General features: G+C 50.8%; 13 protein-coding genes. 6 read left to right on the forward strand and 7 right to left on the reverse strand.

What is annotated here, in order from left to right:
* The first annotated feature begins 163 nt into the window (after positions 1-163).
* Together JWG39_RS16385 and JWG39_RS16390 are read left to right on the forward strand one after the other, a co-directional pair.
* Positions 164-490, forward strand: coding sequence for a site-specific integrase (locus tag JWG39_RS16385; protein WP_240191911.1), 327 nt, complete (start codon positions 164-166; stop codon positions 488-490).
* 82 nt (positions 491-572) lie between these two features.
* Positions 573-677, forward strand: a complete 105-nt coding sequence (locus tag JWG39_RS16390) for a hypothetical protein (RefSeq protein ID WP_240191912.1) — start codon at positions 573-575, stop codon at positions 675-677.
* 4 nt (positions 678-681) lie between these two features.
* On the opposite strand, the gene JWG39_RS00785 is transcribed toward JWG39_RS16390, so the two are convergent.
* The 5 genes from JWG39_RS00785 to JWG39_RS00805 all read right to left on the reverse strand — a co-directional run bounded on the left by JWG39_RS00785 (position 682) and on the right by JWG39_RS00805 (position 7702).
* Entirely contained in the window at positions 682-1602 is a 921-nt protein-coding gene (locus JWG39_RS00785) for a replication initiation protein (RefSeq protein WP_205217434.1), read from the reverse strand.
* Positions 1603-3030: 1428 nt separating this feature from the next.
* A complete protein-coding gene (locus tag JWG39_RS00790; RefSeq protein ID WP_205217435.1) occupies positions 3031-3405 on the reverse strand; it encodes a hypothetical protein in 375 nt (124 codons plus the stop codon).
* A 42-nt stretch (positions 3406-3447) separates the two neighbouring features.
* Positions 3448-4533, reverse strand: a complete 1086-nt coding sequence (gene hypD, locus JWG39_RS00795; RefSeq protein ID WP_338032161.1) for a hydrogenase formation protein HypD — start codon at positions 4531-4533, stop codon at positions 3448-3450.
* Positions 4534-4618: 85 nt separating this feature from the next.
* A complete protein-coding gene (gene galE / locus JWG39_RS00800; protein ID WP_205217437.1) occupies positions 4619-5650 on the reverse strand; it encodes a UDP-glucose 4-epimerase GalE in 1032 nt (343 codons plus the stop codon).
* A gap of 96 nt (positions 5651-5746) precedes the next feature.
* On the reverse strand, positions 5747-7702 hold the full coding sequence (locus JWG39_RS00805; RefSeq protein ID WP_205217438.1) for a helix-hairpin-helix domain-containing protein: 1956 nt from the start codon (positions 7700-7702) through the stop codon (positions 5747-5749).
* A gap of 118 nt (positions 7703-7820) precedes the next feature.
* On the opposite strand from JWG39_RS00805, the gene ltaE reads away from it, so the two are divergent.
* Entirely contained in the window at positions 7821-8852 is a 1032-nt protein-coding gene (ltaE, locus tag JWG39_RS00810; RefSeq protein WP_205217439.1) for a low-specificity L-threonine aldolase, read from the forward strand.
* A 55-nt stretch (positions 8853-8907) separates the two neighbouring features.
* Here ltaE and JWG39_RS00815 read toward each other — a convergent pair whose 3' ends face one another.
* Positions 8908-10746: an ABC-F family ATP-binding cassette domain-containing protein gene (locus JWG39_RS00815; RefSeq protein ID WP_205217440.1), complete on the reverse strand. Its 1839-nt coding sequence runs from the start codon at positions 10744-10746 to the stop codon at positions 8908-8910.
* A gap of 572 nt (positions 10747-11318) precedes the next feature.
* On the opposite strand from JWG39_RS00815, the gene JWG39_RS00820 reads away from it, so the two are divergent.
* The 3 genes from JWG39_RS00820 (at position 11319) to JWG39_RS00830 (ending at position 13082) form a co-directional block, all read left to right on the forward strand.
* Complete coding sequence (locus tag JWG39_RS00820) at positions 11319-12299, forward strand: M23 family metallopeptidase (protein ID WP_205217441.1); 981 nt, start codon at positions 11319-11321, stop codon at positions 12297-12299.
* Positions 12300-12562: 263 nt separating this feature from the next.
* Entirely contained in the window at positions 12563-12805 is a 243-nt protein-coding gene (locus JWG39_RS00825; protein ID WP_205217442.1) for a hypothetical protein, read from the forward strand.
* Between the two features lie 31 nt (positions 12806-12836).
* The gene (locus JWG39_RS00830; RefSeq protein ID WP_205217443.1) at positions 12837-13082 is read left to right on the forward strand and encodes a hypothetical protein; all 246 of its coding nucleotides are present in this window, start codon (positions 12837-12839) and stop codon (positions 13080-13082) included.
* 296 nt (positions 13083-13378) lie between these two features.
* On the opposite strand, the gene polA is transcribed toward JWG39_RS00830, so the two are convergent.
* Positions 13379-16033: a DNA polymerase I gene (gene polA / locus JWG39_RS00835; RefSeq protein WP_205217444.1), complete on the reverse strand. Its 2655-nt coding sequence runs from the start codon at positions 16031-16033 to the stop codon at positions 13379-13381.
* Between the last annotated feature and the right edge of the window lie 28 nt (positions 16034-16061).

Raw genomic sequence — 16061 nt, forward strand, 5'->3', positions numbered from 1 at the left:
AAGGCTGCTTGATTGCGTGGTTAAGTGGAAAAAGTCCATAATATCACCCTCTATATGCCTTTTTTTCCACTACATTTTGTATTAAAGATGAAAAACGGAAAATCATGTCCAATTATTGCTTTTATCTTTCATTTTTTCCATACAATCTGAGTGTATCACTGTCATGATGGAAAACAAGTCAAAATTCACTCCAAACCCTCAGCTTAAACTGATGGATCAAGTGCGTGAAACCTTGAGATACTCTCATTACGCACGCTCAACAGAAAAAACATATTGCCAGTGGCTTTTACGATATAGCTATTTTTATGGAAAAAAACGCCACCCCAAAGATATGGGAGAACGAGAAATTGAGAGATTTTTGTCCCATTTGGCTTCTGCTCAGCATGTCGCTGCATCTACCCAGAGGCAAAACTTAAATGCATTGGTTTTTCTCCATCGTGACGTTCTACAGGCCCCTTTAGATCAGTCCATTGCCCCAAGTTCGCGCTAAACGTAAGCGTCATTCCCCTACTGTATTAACTAAAGAAGAAATACAGAGGATTTTTGCCCAACTGAAGGGAACCCATCTCTTAATGGCCAGGTTAATTTATGGGTCAGGTATACGCATCATGGAGTGCATTCGCCTTCGAAGACAAGACATCGATTTTGGGCAGCCCTGCTTTCGGTTTAAGGTATAATCGCTTATGTGTCCCCCTGAACGGTATCAATAAGTTCTATTTTTCCATTTTTCAGCATGACGGTCAGAGTGCCGATTGGAATTGATCGTCCCTTATATTCAAGGACACTGGGGCCAACCTCGAAATGTTCACCTGCAATCGATACAATATCGCCCGGCCGGATAAAATTTCGTTTAGGCGGGTTCTGCTGTTGCCCATGAGATTGGAGACTCTTAAACGTGGGTTGCCAGCGTTTATTTTTTGAAATTTTCACAGATAGAGAAGTAACCTTTCGGCCTGTTTTTAAGGCTTTATAAGAAAAATTTATATCAGTGTATTTGGCTAAATTCTTCTTGGCTTTTTCTAAAATGAATCGTCGGAAGTCACTGAAATTTTTATACCCAACTCCATTTGTTGGAATATCCAACGACCACTTCAGCTTTTCAAGATCGAGCTCAACAGGCTGTTTCATAAACGTCCTTGATCGCAGTATTTCATACATTCTAACGGAGTGAGTACTTGGCAATGATAAGACGCATTGCAGATTATAAAGCGTGAAGTGTCCCCGGCTCAAAAGTTCAAGGAGTTGTTCCCTCATACCTGGGGAAAGGATGAAATCAACACACTGTTCGTTCCGTAGAATTTCGTATTCAGCTACAAAGCCAAACCCATGGATGCTATTTTCCCTGTCCAGGCGAATACGCTTAATCCGTAAAGATTCGCAAACGGCTTCGATTTTTTTACAAGTATCGGTGAAGCCCTTTGTGGCGGTCATGATCTCTGACCACTTTATTCGGTACTTTTGATTTAAGTCGTCAGTAAATCCAATTTTTGAGAGGATGGTTAGCAAAATCCGTTGCTCTTGCAGGCCGTGCTTGTACTGACCGTCGATCAAGGCATTGCTTTTTCTAACCTTCTCTAGTGTTTTTTCAATGATTTGTTCCATAAAAGAGTAAATACCATTTAAGATATCTCATGTCAATCTCTCTCATTTCGTCGAAGATTTCTCTCATTTCGTCGAAGATTCCTCTCATTTCGTCGAAGATTCCTCTCATTTCGTCAAAGATTCCTCCCATCTCGTCGAAGATTCCTCTCATTTCGTCAAAGATTTCTCTCATCTCGTCGAAGATTTCTCTCAATAGATTTTTAAACCCTTATAGACAAAGGGTTTGCGAACTTTTTCCGAAGATTTCTCTCATTTCGCCGAAGATTTCTCTCATTTCGTCGAAGATCTCTCTCATTTCGCCGAAGATCTCTCTCAATAGATTTTTCAAACCCTTACAGGCAAAGGGTTTGCCGTCCGTCTAAGTAGTTAAGTAGTTAAGTATTAAAAAAAACGCGCGCGCGTGTACGCGTTGGTTATTGTGATTTCAAGGCACCTGAGCAGTTTTAAGGATGAAGAATAGGAATTTATTTAAAAGCTTCTGAGAAGGAAAAGCGTTTTAAACGCCCTGTATTTGATATTTAAACTCTGCCAGTCCCCTTATCATCAATCCCTCCTCAAAAACTGCTCAGGCATCAAAATTGGCCCATTCTCGGCCAATTTTGATGCTCCCAGTTGAAGCGTTGCAAGAATTCGCAGGAAACAGGCAATAATACCATTCCTATTAAGTTGTGATCTTACTCAATGCCATTTTCACTTTCTATTGGCGAATGTAAAGGCAGGGGAATGGAAAACAGGAGAAAGGAGACGGGAGACAGGGAAAAGCAAAAGACGAAACAGCGAAAAACTTTTTGCCAACGAATAATACCATTTACATTTTATATTGACCATATAACGCGACCATCACCATTGGTGAAAAATCGGCACGGCGATGGTTTCCCGCAATGTTGTTCTGTAGACAAGGCATGCCTTGTCTCTACATCATTGCTGGAATCACTGTTGTGGCGATTTTTCACCAATGATGTGTAATGCCACCGTTATCATCCCGTGGTGACAATATGGCGTGTATATTTCGCGGGTATCGGTGTTCCGTATTCGGTTACGGTTGCACCGTTATTGTTACGTTTACCGGTACCGTGTAGACAAGGCATGCCTTGTCTCTACAACACCATTGCTGGAATCACTGTTGTGCCGATTTTTCACCAATGATGATGTAATGCCACCGTTATCACCATTGCGATCAATTTTACATCCTGTTTATCCATTCGTGATCACCCAACAAAATGTCCACGCAGCCGCATTCTTTGGTCAATACAAAATGTGATTTTTATCAGGTTACGGGATGGCGTCTGCATAACGCAGGCCGGGGCTCTGCCGGGCAGGCAAAAAAAGAGGGACTCAAGAAATTTCCTGAGTCCCCGTCTTTCACAACTGCATGTCCGTACTTTTCCTTATATCATATTGAAATAAGGGGTCTTTTTCTCCGCTGCTTTATCTAACTTTTGTATTCGTCGGCATCAGCGGGTTGCAGTTGTGCAGCCGAACCTCACCCTGCCAGATGCCTCCCGGAGTGCGCTCCTGGAAGATGCAGGTGTTTGATTCCGCATCATAATTTTCCACCCAGAGGTTGTTCCCCTTCCATGTCATCCCAATATTATACATCCCTTCAGGCACAGTGACTTCCATCACCCCGCCGTAATTACGTGCAAGAATATTTTCAAATTTAAAAAAGTAGGCTGCCCAGCCCGCCATGAGGATAATTATAGCCACACTGACAGCACTTTTCCAGTGGTCCATGCGGGCCAGAAGAGCAAAGAGAAGAAGGGCAGCAATAATGATAGTAAACCAGTAAATGTAGGTAACCATGGGAAAGCCTCCATGAAGTTGAAGGGGAGAAAAGCTGCAGTCTCAGGGGGACTGCAGCTCGTATTTGAAATAAGAGTGACAGATCCCCTCATCAGAAATCATACACGGTCCCACCGGACTCTCAGGGGTACAGCCCATGCCGAAAAAAGGGCAGTCGGTCGGAATACTGCGCCCGGAGATGATCTCATTACACCGACATTTGCTGTTTTCGTGCCCCTCGGTAAAGTGAACGTTGAAACGGCGGGTGGCATCGAAAAGGGCCAGCTCATCGCGGATAACAAAGCCGCTGCGGGCGATGGTGCCGAGCCCGCGCCAGTCTGTTTCGACGGCACAGAAAACCTCGGAGACAATGCACAGGGCAGCGTTCGTTTCCCGGGGGGACCAGGAGAAGGCTGAGTCATCACTTACCTCTGCCGTTCCCGCTTTCACCTGACGCACGAGGAAAAGAAGACCCTCAAGTACATCCTCAAGGGTAAATCCAGCGATACAGCAGGGAAGATTGTATTTTCTGGCGAGATTACTGTAGGCGTCGGTATCGGAAACAACGTTGTTGTTATCAGAGCAGAGCAATCCTTCGATATGCAGCGTCTCGTTTTCCATGAGACGGCCGATGGTGGGAGGCAGCAGGCGAATGGAGGGAATGACACAGAAATTTTCCAGCCCGCTCTCGGCGGCGTAGAGAATCGTTTCGGCGACATTAGGGGCAGTGGCCTCAAATCCGGCAGCCACATAGACCACTGTGCTGTCCGGCTCATGCCGGGCAATATCCAGCGCTTCCTGCGGGGTGTTGATCAGCTCCACACGTGCGCCTTTTTCACAGATGGAGGCCAGAGACTCTTTACTGCCCCGAACCTGAAGCAAATCTTCACAAACCGCCGTTATCACACCAGGCTGGCTGGCCACCTTGACAAAGGCGTCGATGTGGCCGGCTGGCATGACACAGACACTGCATCCCGGGCCTGCTACCAGCTCAAGACTGGCGGGGAGTTTTGCGCGCACATAGTTTTTCAGCAGGGTGCGGTTCTGGTTACCACACGCTAACATCAGGCGAATCGGCCTGTCAACGAGAGCATAAATTTCTTTCAGCAGTTCTTCAGATCTATCCAAAACAGGTTCCATTTTTCGCATTGATGGGAGAGTTTTCGCTTCTCAGAGAGAAAAATTGAAGATCCTCTCATCTGATTCGGGTACAAGAAAACGTTCTGTCAGTCATTCAATCCTGTTTGCCATATCCTTCCGGATTCTGCTGCTGCCAGCGCCAGGAGTCTTCACACATATCTCTGAGGTTATACTGCGCCTGCCAACCCAGCTCTCGGGCAGCTTTGCCCGGATCGGCGTAGCAGGACGCGATATCGCCTGCCCGTCTTGGAGCAATTTTATAAGAGATCTCCCTGCCACAGGCCTCACTGAAGGTCTTCACCATATCGAGCACAGAGTAGCCCTTCCCGGTCCCGAGGTTGCAAACATAACATCCTGGATTGTCGGTAAATTTCTTGAGCGCAGCGACATGACCGAGGGCGAGATCCACCACATGGATAAAGTCGCGTACGCCACTGCCGTCCGGGGTGTCATAGTCGTCCCCAAAAACCGAGAGTTGTTTCAATCGGCCAATGGCCACCTGAGTGATATACGGCATGAGATTATTCGGAATGCCATTGGGATCCTCACCGATGCGACCGCTTTTGTGTGCTCCGACCGGGTTGAAGTAACGCAGCAGCAACACGTTCCATTCTGGTCGGGCAAACTGCATGTCCGTGAGGATCTGCTCAATCATCAACTTGGTCCAGCCATAGGGATTCGTGCAGGCGGAGGTGGAACACTCTTCGCTGATCGGCAGACTGGCGGGTTCACCGTAAACCGTCGCCGAGGAGCTGAAGATGAGATTGCGCACACCATACTGCTCCATTACCTCCACGAGGTTGATGGTCCCTGTGATATTGTTATGGTAGTAGAGCAGCGGTTTCTCCACCGATTCCCCCACCGCCTTTTTACCCGCAAAATGAATAACAGCATCAAAGGGAGTATCGATATTCTGCTCAAAGACATCTTCCAGCCCCGTTCGGTCGAGGATATCTACTTTGTGGAAATTGACCCTGCCACCACCGAGTTCTTCCACCCGGCGAATCGCTTCGAGGCTTGAGTTGGAAAGATTGTCGAGAATTGTAACTCTGTCACTGCGAGAAAGCAGTTCAACGCAGGTGTGACTGCCGATATATCCGGCACCGCCGGTAACTAATACGTGCATGATGTGCTCCTGCAGGGGTTTACTGCTGTTGCAGATAAAATTTTTATCATAACATAACTTTATTTGATTTCCATGAAAAATGGCGACTTCTGTCTGTCAGCCGATCATGGCAAGATACTCCGCTTCGCTGATGATCTGCACACCAAGATGCTTTTTTGCTCTGCTGAGTTTTGCAGAGCCCACCTTTTCACCGCAGACGAGGAAATCAGTACTGCCGCTCACACTGCTGCCCACCCTGGCACCAAGGGCCTTCGCCTGCTTCTTCATATCGTCACGTTTGCCATGCGCCATGCTGCCGGTGAAGACGAAGGTCTTTCCAGCGATGGGACTGGCCCCGCCCTGCTCTGCTTCATTTTCCGCTGGCAGCGGCGTGGGAATGAGGGTGAAGCCGAGGGCACGCAGCTGGTCGAACTCCCTGCGGATTGAGGACAGCCCGTCCACCAGTTCCCCGCCGATCTTCTCTGAGAAGCCCTTGATTCCCTTGATCTGCTCAATCTTCAGGGAAAAGATCTTTTCCAGCGGGTAGACGGCAAACAGTTTTTCACAGTTACCCGCGCCCATGCGGCGGACACCGAAGGCAGCGAGAAAACGCCAGTCTTCTATCGGCTCGCGCAGGCTGCGCTGCAGCTGAGCAACGATGTTCTCCGCCTGTTTTGGCCCGAAGCCGAATTTTTGCAAATCCCCCTCACTGAGGGCATATATTTCACCGAGGGTACGCACCCCGCCGTTATAGATCTTGTGCAGAGCGGAGGGACCGAACCCGTCGATATTGCCGAGGGTTTTGAAAAAATGCTCCATGCTGTTGACGATCTGCGCCGGGCAGTGAAGCTGGTTGGGACACACCAGCCAGTCTCCTTCCCAGATCAGTTTCCCGTTGCAGCTCGGACAGTTCTGCGGAATCTGTACCTCGCCCGGTTCAAGTATTTCTTCGATTTTGGGAATGACTTCACCGCTGCGGGAAAGACGAATGAGGGCACCGGGGCCAATCTTCAGATCACGTACCATAGCGTAGTGGTGAGCAGTGGCACGGCGGATGAACGCGCCGCACAGCCGGGTTGGCGGAAACTCCGCCACCGGGTTGACGCGGCCGGAACGGGAAGTCTGCGGCACCACGGCGATGAGCCGCACCTCTACGGTTTCGGTATTCTGTTTCCAGGCAATCTGCCAGCGGTGGTGGTGGCGGGTATCTCCCATGCGTCTCTTGATTTCTTCGTCCACAATCTCCAGCACCACGCCGTCGGTAGTATACTCCAGCAGATGCCAGATACGCTCGACAATGGCGGTGAAGTCGGCAGAGAGTTCAGCCCAGGGACCGAGCCAGTCCGGCAGAAGGGAGAAGGGATAAAAGACAGCCTTGCCCTCGCGCAGAGTCTCCTCCACAAGAGGATCCAGCTCCTTTTCTTTAATCAGGGCAGCCTGCACATTGCGGGAGTTTTCAAAGGTGCCGGCCAGCTTCATGGTAAACCATTTTTGGTCGACAACAATCTCCCCCGGCCCAAGGCCGCGTAGACCGCCTTCGGCCACCTGCAGGCCACGCTCCATGGCGCGGGTTATATCGGTACCGCGGCGACCGTCTCCCCGGGTGTAGAGGCGGGTACCATCATCCCAGGCAGCAAACCCGTCCAGCTTGGGGGTAACACGGAACTGCAGCTCGGAGAAATTTTTCCGACTCTCGTGCGCCGCTTTTTCTATGCGATTTATCCAGCGCTGAATGGTGGAAAAATTGTAGGCCTTATCGGTGGACAACATCCGCTCGGGCAATTCCACTGTTTTGGCGGCGGCCTCCGGCTCCACTGCGCCGAGAAAAGGGTGGTCAGGATGACGGCGACGCAGTTCGTTGAGAAAGCTGAAGTCGTATTTACCATCGGAGATGACCGGTTCACCGCTGCGGTAGAGGAAGTTGGCGAGTTGCAGGAAATCAAGCAGCTCACTGTCGGAAAGCTCCTTCGGCTGGCGCTCTCCTTCGACGATGGCAAAAAAGGTGGCGGAAGTGAGATCCCCCGCATACATATCAACGATTTCCTGCTGTTCAGGGCTGAGTAAGAGGGGCATATTTTTTTCTGTAAGGGGAAAATTTTGAAATTTTTTGTTTCTTTTCTGAAGTGGTCAGACTACTTTTTTCGACTCGATAACTCAAGATACCAATACGCAAATTCTCAGGAAAACAGGTATGAATTCACAGGATAAAATAATTGATCTGCGCAGTGACACCGTGACAAAACCGGGCGAGGCCATGCGCCGCGTAATGGCCACTGCACCAGTAGGTGATGATGTGTATGGCGACGATCCCACCGTCAACCGACTGGAGGCAATGACCGCAGAGCTGCTCGGTTTTGAAGCGTCGGCCTTTGCCACGAGTGGCACCCAGGCCAACCTCATCGGCATCCTCGCGCACTGTCAGCGCGGAGACGAATATATTGTTGGACAAACGGCACATACCTTCGCGCACGAAGCAGGCGGCGCGGCGGTGTTCGGCTCGGTGCAACCGCAGCCCATTGAATTTGAGCTGGACAGCACCCTCGATCTGAACAAGGTGGCTGCTAAAATCAAACCGGACGATTTCCACTTCGCCCGCACGCGGCTTTTCTGTCTCGAAAACACACACAACGGTCAGGCACTGCCCCGCCCCTATCTCACCGATGCGGGCAATTTTGCGCGGGCACACGGCTTGAAATTCCATCTTGACGGCGCCCGTCTGATAAATGCAGCGGTGGCACAGGGAGTAGAGGCCGCCGAGTTAACGCGGCCCTTCGACTCCTCCACGCTCTGCCTCTCCAAGGGGCTGGGCGCGCCGGTGGGCTCTCTGCTCTGCGGTGACCGGGAGTTCATCCATGAGGCAAAAAAATGGCGCAAGATGGCTGGCGGAGGAATGCGCCAGGCGGGGATTCTCGCTGCAGCGGGAATCTACGCCCTCGAAAACAACATTGACCGACTGGCAGAGGACCACGCTCTCGCCGAAAAGCTGGCCGGGCACCTGAAAAAATTCGCAGCGAAGAATTTTCAGGTGGGTGAAGCGCAGACCAACATGGTCTTTGTGCAGATGGATGGACAGCGTTCACTGGAACTGGCAGACTTTCTCGGTAAACATGGCGTGCTGGTCAATCCTGGTGCGGAGTTTCGTCTCGTTACCCACCTTGATGTTACGGCAGCGGACATTGACTACTTCGTACAGCTTCTTGAGGAATTTTTCCAGGCTGATTAAAAAATTTCTGATCTGTGAAGAGTGCGGCCTGCAGACCGCCCTCTTTATTACAGCATCACTCTTCGAGTTTTCCTTCCAGCTCTTCCCAGCGACCGTAGAGACGATCTATCTCACTCTTCGCCTCTTCCACCTCCTGCCAGCAGGTGTCGATCCGGAGTGCATTGCCCGCCACCTCGGGGGAGGACATTTTCGACTCCAACTCCTGTACCCGCACCTCGGCCTCGGCAATTTTCTCTTCCAGTCCGTCATATTCCCGCTGATCAAGGTAGGAAAGCTTCACCTTTTTCGGGGCGGATTCAGCCTGTGCGGCAGGTTTCTTCTCTGACCGTTTCTCCAGTGCCTTCTCTTCCTGCTCAAAGTTTTGCATCTCCACCAGCCACTGTTCGTAGTCGGCATAAAAGCGCACGCAACCGCGGCCGTCAAAACCGAGTACCCGGTCGCAGACACTGTCCAGCAGATAACGGTCATGGGTAACGAGAACGAGAGCGCCGGGGAACTCATTCAGACTGTTTTCGAGTACGTCGAGGGAAGGAATATCGAGGTCATTGGTCGGCTCATCCAACAGTAGAATATCTGCGGGGCGCAGCATCAGTCCGGCAATAAGAATCCGCGCCTGTTCCCCCCCGGAGAGCTGCCCCACAGGCGTTTCAAGTTGTTCCGGACGGAAGAGAAAACGCTTTGCCCAGCTCACCACGTGCAGAGATCGACCGTTGAAAACCACCGAGTCGCCGTCAGGGGCGAGAGCGCGGCGCAGACTCTCCTCCGGATTGAGGCCTTCCCGCCGCTGGTCGAAATGGACGATCTGCACCTTGTCGGCAATGCGGAGGGTGCCACTGTCGGCGGTAACTTCGCCGCCTTCCTCCCCACCGGCGAGAATCTTCATCAGGGTTGATTTCCCGCAGCCATTACGGCCAAGCAGGCCGAGACGGCTGCCCGGGGCGAGCACAAGGTTCAACCCGGAGAAAAGCTGCCGTCCGTCCCAGCCCTTGCCAACGCCGGTAAGCTCCATCAGTTTTTTCGTCTTGCGGCCGGTAGCGGTAAAGTCGATCTTCACATTACCGAGGGCGCGGTTGCGTGCCTTAACGCTGGCGAGATCATCCTGCAGGGTATAGGCATCATCGATGCGGGATTTCGCCTTGGTCGCCCGCGCTTTCGGCCCGCGCCGCAGCCACTCATTCTCCCGCCGCGACTTATTTGCCAGACGGGTTTCCTCGGCCATCTGACCGCTGAGAAAATCCTTCTGAATATCAAGAAAATCGGAGTAGTTACCGTCCACCTGCAGGCTTCCTTCAGGATACACTGCAGAGATTTCAATGATGCGGCCAGCACAGTTTTCGAGGAAACGCCGATCATGGCTGACGACGAGAAAGGCCTGGTCGCGCTGGAGTCCAGCGAGCATTTTTTCCAGCCAGAGGATACCTTCAATGTCAAGATGGTTGGTCGGCTCATCCATTATCAGAACATCGGGATTGTTGAGCATGGAACGGCAGATCGACAGTCGCTTGCGCCAGCCGCCGGAGAGTTCTCCTGCCTTCGCCTCGGTATCCGGGAAGTCGGCGCGGCTGAGCAGCGAGTGGATACGGGTAAATTTCTCCGTCTCTTCGAGCGGTTCATCGCTGAGAGCGGCGTAAAGATTTTCCACCACCGAAGCCTCGTCGTCAAAGTTATCACTCTGGGCGAGATAGCTGAGGCGGCAGAATTTTGCGGTAAGAATTTCGCCGCTGTCATAATCCTCATGCCCGCTGAGGATACGCAGGAGGGTCGATTTCCCGCTGCCGTTGGGACCAATGACGCCGATACGGTCCCCCGAATTGACGGTGAGAGAGAGGGATATAAAAAGTTTCTGTGCGCCGTATGATTTGGCGAGATTCTTACAGGTAACGAGATTTGTCATAATAAAAATGTTAGGAGAAGTCGTAACTATTTCAGAGGGTTGTTCTACAGAGACAGCACAAGAATACATATTTTCTGCAGAATTTTAGTTTAATATAACATACTTTCAGCCGATGCATATCGGGCGGTTTTTCAAGGGAAATGGCTTGAAAAATTTTCTGTCCACTGGTACTTATAGCAGGTTACATTATAATGATAGCTGCCTTTTTCACGATTTCGATTAATTCTTCAGGGTTTATATAGTCTTAAATCTAATAGTAAATTATTATCTACTATAGAAAATTATACGTTTCTATAAATCCTTAAAGATCTTCGATAAAACCGAAGTTTAAAAGATTCTCCACGTATGTACTCGATAGACTCTACCGAGCTACAATATCCATGGCTGCTGTAGTACAACAGTTTACACGAATTACAGGGATTGCAGATTCCTTTTGCTTTCAATTTTCATTATGCATGTTTTATGTATAAATACAACCGTTTAAGATAGTATTCTTTGAGTAAAAGTATCCTTATAGCGTTCTATTATATACTACATTTTACTATATTACAAATAAATCTATACAATACTACATGGCAGACGATCAATTCCATATTATTTCCGATATAAAACAGGATGCGAAGAATCCTCCCCCGTTCAATAGAAAAAAGCTCAGGCTTTTTGCCATCTATTCTTCAAGCCTGGTACTTGTTCTCCTTACGGTCTCTGTTCTCGCTATCTATTCTATCACTACCATCAATAAAAAAACTGCCAGCCTTGATACGTCCACTGCAGAAATTGACGCAGCCCGCTCCTCTGAAACAGCCCCTGACGATTTTGTCGCTGCTCAAAAAGCTGATCGGGAGATCCTCCGTCTGCGCCAGAAAATTGCTGCCTTCGAAAATGCAAAAAATCCGGTTGACAGCGAACTGCTGAAAGAAAAAGAGGCGATTGTACAAAACACTATTGATGAACTCGCCGAGCGCAATGCCATGCTGGACGAACTCTTTCAATCGATGGGAATTCTTACTCCGCGTCACAAAAAGGTTTTCAATGATAAAGACACTGACAGTGGTGGCCCTTTCATTGAGCTGCCCGGCGGTGACGTAAATGCGGAAGACCTTCTTGACCGGGTGGATGCCAACCTGAAAAGGATTAATTTCATCCCTGTGGGCAGACCGGTCACCGGGGTGGTCACCTCCCGCTTCGGTGCCCGTCGTGACCCCATCAACGGTCGCCGCTCTTTCCATGGAGGAATGGATTTTCGCGGCTGTCGCGGGGAGCCCATCCATGCTACTGCCGACGGTGTTGTCCTCCGCGCCTTTCGCAACGGTGGCTACGGCAAATATATCGAACTGGATCACGGCAACGGCTTTCGCACCGCCTACGGCCATATGAGCCGCATTAAGGTACACTCCGGACAACAGGTCAAAAAGGGAGACGTTATCGGTCTCGTCGGCAACACCGGCCGATCTACCGGACCGCATCTTCACTATGAAGTCAAGCGCAGCGGCAAACCGGTGAATCCGAAAAGATTTCTTTCAGTTTCGACACTCATACAATCAAAGAGATAACCTCATAAGGGTACCTTGAATAACCAGTCTTTCGTCCATCTTCTTCGTTACAGTCAAAAAAATATCTTCGGAGGTACGTGCTGGACTCCGATATCAAAGTTATACCGGTGATGAACGGTAAGCCGGTATAAGTACCTGCGGTAAATTTCCTCCTGTACCTCGAATATGAACGAAATACAAGGTTCTTCAAGGAACCCGTAACAAGATTTGCAAAAGCAGACAACAACGAACCCTGCAACTCAAACTATCAGAAGCAGGAAAACGTGGCCAGTGAATCAATTCCATCTCTCATGAACAAGACGATGAGTATCACCGGTTATATCACTGTCGCCTCTTTCAACTGCTGCGGTAGATGGAAGGCACTATCATCGCCGGTTCGCTCAGCGCACGCAGGGGGTTGTACGTCTCCGTTGAACCGAACCACTATTCAGGGCGAGATTCACGTCTTCGCTAAAGGGTTTGAACTGATTGCAGAACCGCAGCAGTTTCTCCCGATGATGATATAAAACTGGCTCCGGAGGAGCAAATAGAGCAGGAATGAAACAGAAAGCAAAGCCCTCACTGGTAAATCTTATTCAGTGTCCCAAATGTGGAAATAGCGAAAAGTTTTTTGAAGTTGTCGACAATATTGTGGAAACAACCTGGTATACACAAAACAAAGATGGAAGCTTTATCCTTGAAGAGAGTAATTTTCGGCACCTCGGGCCCCCCCGACTCTTCTGCGCAGTGTGCGAGGAAGATCTCACCGCCTGGCATCAGCGTTTCTCAGAAATGATTTTCTGAACATGCGATCTTTCTGACATGAAAAAAGCTGTTCCTCATGGGAGCAGCTTTTTGTCGTTATCATTCAACTCTCTTCGTAAAATTAAACAGGGCTTTACTGTTGTTATATCTTTATTCTTCGCGTTCTTCGTGTCCTTCGCGGTAAAAATTGCTTTTCCGCTGTTTGCTTTTCCCTTTCTCCTGCCTCCTTTCTCCCTTTTTGTCTTTGTCTTTTTTCGCCTGTTTATCCATTCGTAATCGCCAAAAAAGATGTCTACGCAGTTGCGTTCTCTGGTCAATACAAAATGTAAATGGTATTATTTGTTGAGATTTTTTCCCTCCTCGAAGTTGACCACCAGGGGCACATCGAGCTTCAGCGCCTCCTCCATGGCCAGTTTAAAAATCGGCTTTGCCCGCGCAACCTCCTCCTTCGGAAGCTCAAAAACCAGCTCATCGTGAATTTGCAGCAGCATCCGTGCACTCAGCGTGTTCTCTTTGATACCTCTGTCACAGCCAATCATCGCCAGTTTAATAATATCCGCCGCCGTGCCCTGGATTGGAGTGTTGATCGCCATCCGCTCAGCGAACTCCCGCTGATTACGATTCTTCGCCTGCAGGTCCGGCAGCGCCCGTCTGCGCCCGAGGCGAGTCGTGACATAACCATCCTTCGCTGCCTGTTCCACCACCTCGTGCATAAAATGCTGCACACCGCTATAGAGGGCAAAGTAGCGGTCGATAAAACGCTGGGCATCGCGACGGGGAATGTCGAGCTGGGCAGAAAGCCCAAAGGCACTCATGCCGTACACAATACCGAAATTAATCGACTTTGCCACTCTCCGCATCTCCGAGTTAACCAGCAGGCTGTTCACACCAAAGATCTCGGCAGCCGTACGACTGTGGATATCTTCCCCGTCACGAAAGGCCTTGAGCAGCGCCTCGTCCTGCGAATAGTCCGCCAGTACCCGCAGGTCGATCTGCGAATAGTCCGCTGAAAGAAAGACATTTCCCTTCTCCGCCACGAGGGCCTGTCGGATGCGGCCGCCTTCTTCCGAGCGGATGGGGATGTTCTGCAGGTTGGGATCGGTAGAGGAAAGTCTGCCGGTAGCGGTGACCGCCTGGTTGAAACTGGTGTGTATTCGACCATCCTCCTCCTGCTGGGCCGCCAGCCCCTCCACATAAGTGGAGAGCAATTTGGCAAAACTGCGGTATTCGAGGATTTTCTCCGGCAGAGGGTGACTCTTCGCCAGTTTGGCCAGCACCTTCACATCGGTGGAGTAGCCGGTCCTGGTCTTGCGCCCGTGGGGTAATCCCAGTTCATCGAAAAGAAGTGTCCCGAGCTGCTTCGGTGAGCCAATGTTAAACTCGTGACCGGCAATGGCATAGACCTGGGTCTCAAGCTCCACCAGCCGTGCAGAGAACTCCTTCTTCAGTTCGTCGAGCACGCTGGTATCGAGGGCTATTCCGGCAATCTCCATGCCTGCGAGAACAGGCAGCACCGGCATCTCCACCGTCCAGAAGATCTTCTCCAGCTTCTTCTCTGCGAGCCGGGGAACCAGCCACTGCCAGAGAGTCAGCGTGCCGTAGACATCCTCGCAGCTGTAGTTCCCCGCTGCCTCTACCGGGACATAGGCGAAACACCCCTCCCGCTTGTCTTTGCCGGTCACCTCATCAAAGGAGGTCATCCTGATGCCGAAGTTCACGCAGAGATCGTCGAGCTTCAAGGACCGTCCCGCCTCACAGAGATGAGCAGCGACAAGGGTATCGGCCAGTTTGCCGCCAGGGGTGAGACCGGCAGTCTTCAGCACGGTGTAGTCATACTTGAGGTTGTGCGCCACCTTCAGCGTCTCACCTTCGAACCACGGGCGCAGGAAATCGAGCACCACCTGCTCTTGAAGCTGTCCGGGCTGGAGGGAACCGTCATCGTTGATATGACCAACCGGAATATAGTATGCCGCCTCCAGGGAAGTGCAGAGAGATATTCCCACCAGTTTTGCGCGGCGGGCGTTAAGAGAGGTGGTCTCGGTATCGAAGACAATCTGCTCAGCAGCATCAAGTTCTTTGCGCAGGGCTTCGAGTTCCGCCATTCCGTGGATAAGATGAAACTTCTCTGTGCCCAGCTTCTCGGAGCGGTCAACCCCGTTGAGCAGTGAGTTAAACTCCAGCTCGGTATAGATCTCAGCGAGTTCGGCGGCATTCTCCCCGCCGATCTTGCAGGCCGTCGCCTGTTCATCCAGCTCCACATCAAATTTCAGCGTAATGAGTTGCCGGGAGAGGAACGCCTGCTCTCGGTTGTCGATGATCTTCTCCTTCATCTTCGACTTCTTCATCTCTGTCACATGTTCATACAGCCCTTCGAAAGAACCGTATTCGCGGATCAGCTTCACAGCCGTTTTCGGGCCCACACCGGGGACACCGGGAATGTTGTCGGCACTGTCACCCACCAGTGAGAAGTAGTCGAGCAGCTGGTCGATCTTCACCCCATACTTCTCCTCAACTTCGGGCACTCCCAGTTCCGCGTCTTTCATCGGGTCGAACATGGTGACGCCGTTGCCAACCAGCTGCAGCAGATCCTTGTCACCGGAGACGATCACCACCTTGTGCCCCTCACGGGCAAACCGGCGGGAGAGAGTGGCAATAATGTCATCCGCCTCCACGCCCTGCTGTTCAATGAGGGTGAGCCCGGAGGCTGGAACAAAGCGTTTGATCCACGGCAGCTGCTCCCGCAGGTCTTCAGGCATCGGCGGGCGGTTGGCCTTGTAGGCGTCATATATCTCGTGGCGAAAGGTCGGTCCTTTGGCGTCAAAGGCAATGCCCAGCCGCTCTGGAGTACGCTCCCTCTGCAGACGATGCACCATGTTGACAAAACCGAGCACGGCGTTGGTGGCCAGCCCTTTGCTGTTGGTGAGCGGGGCTATGGCATGGAAGGCGCGATAAATGTAAGCGGAGCCGTCGACGAGATAGATTTCAGACATGGAGACCTCTTTTTCAAGTTATGGGACC

Origin of the sequence: Desulforhopalus vacuolatus (genome assembly GCF_016918505.1) — a bacterium.
In the GTDB taxonomy this organism is placed as follows: domain Bacteria; phylum Desulfobacterota; class Desulfobulbia; order Desulfobulbales; family Desulfocapsaceae; genus Desulforhopalus; species Desulforhopalus vacuolatus.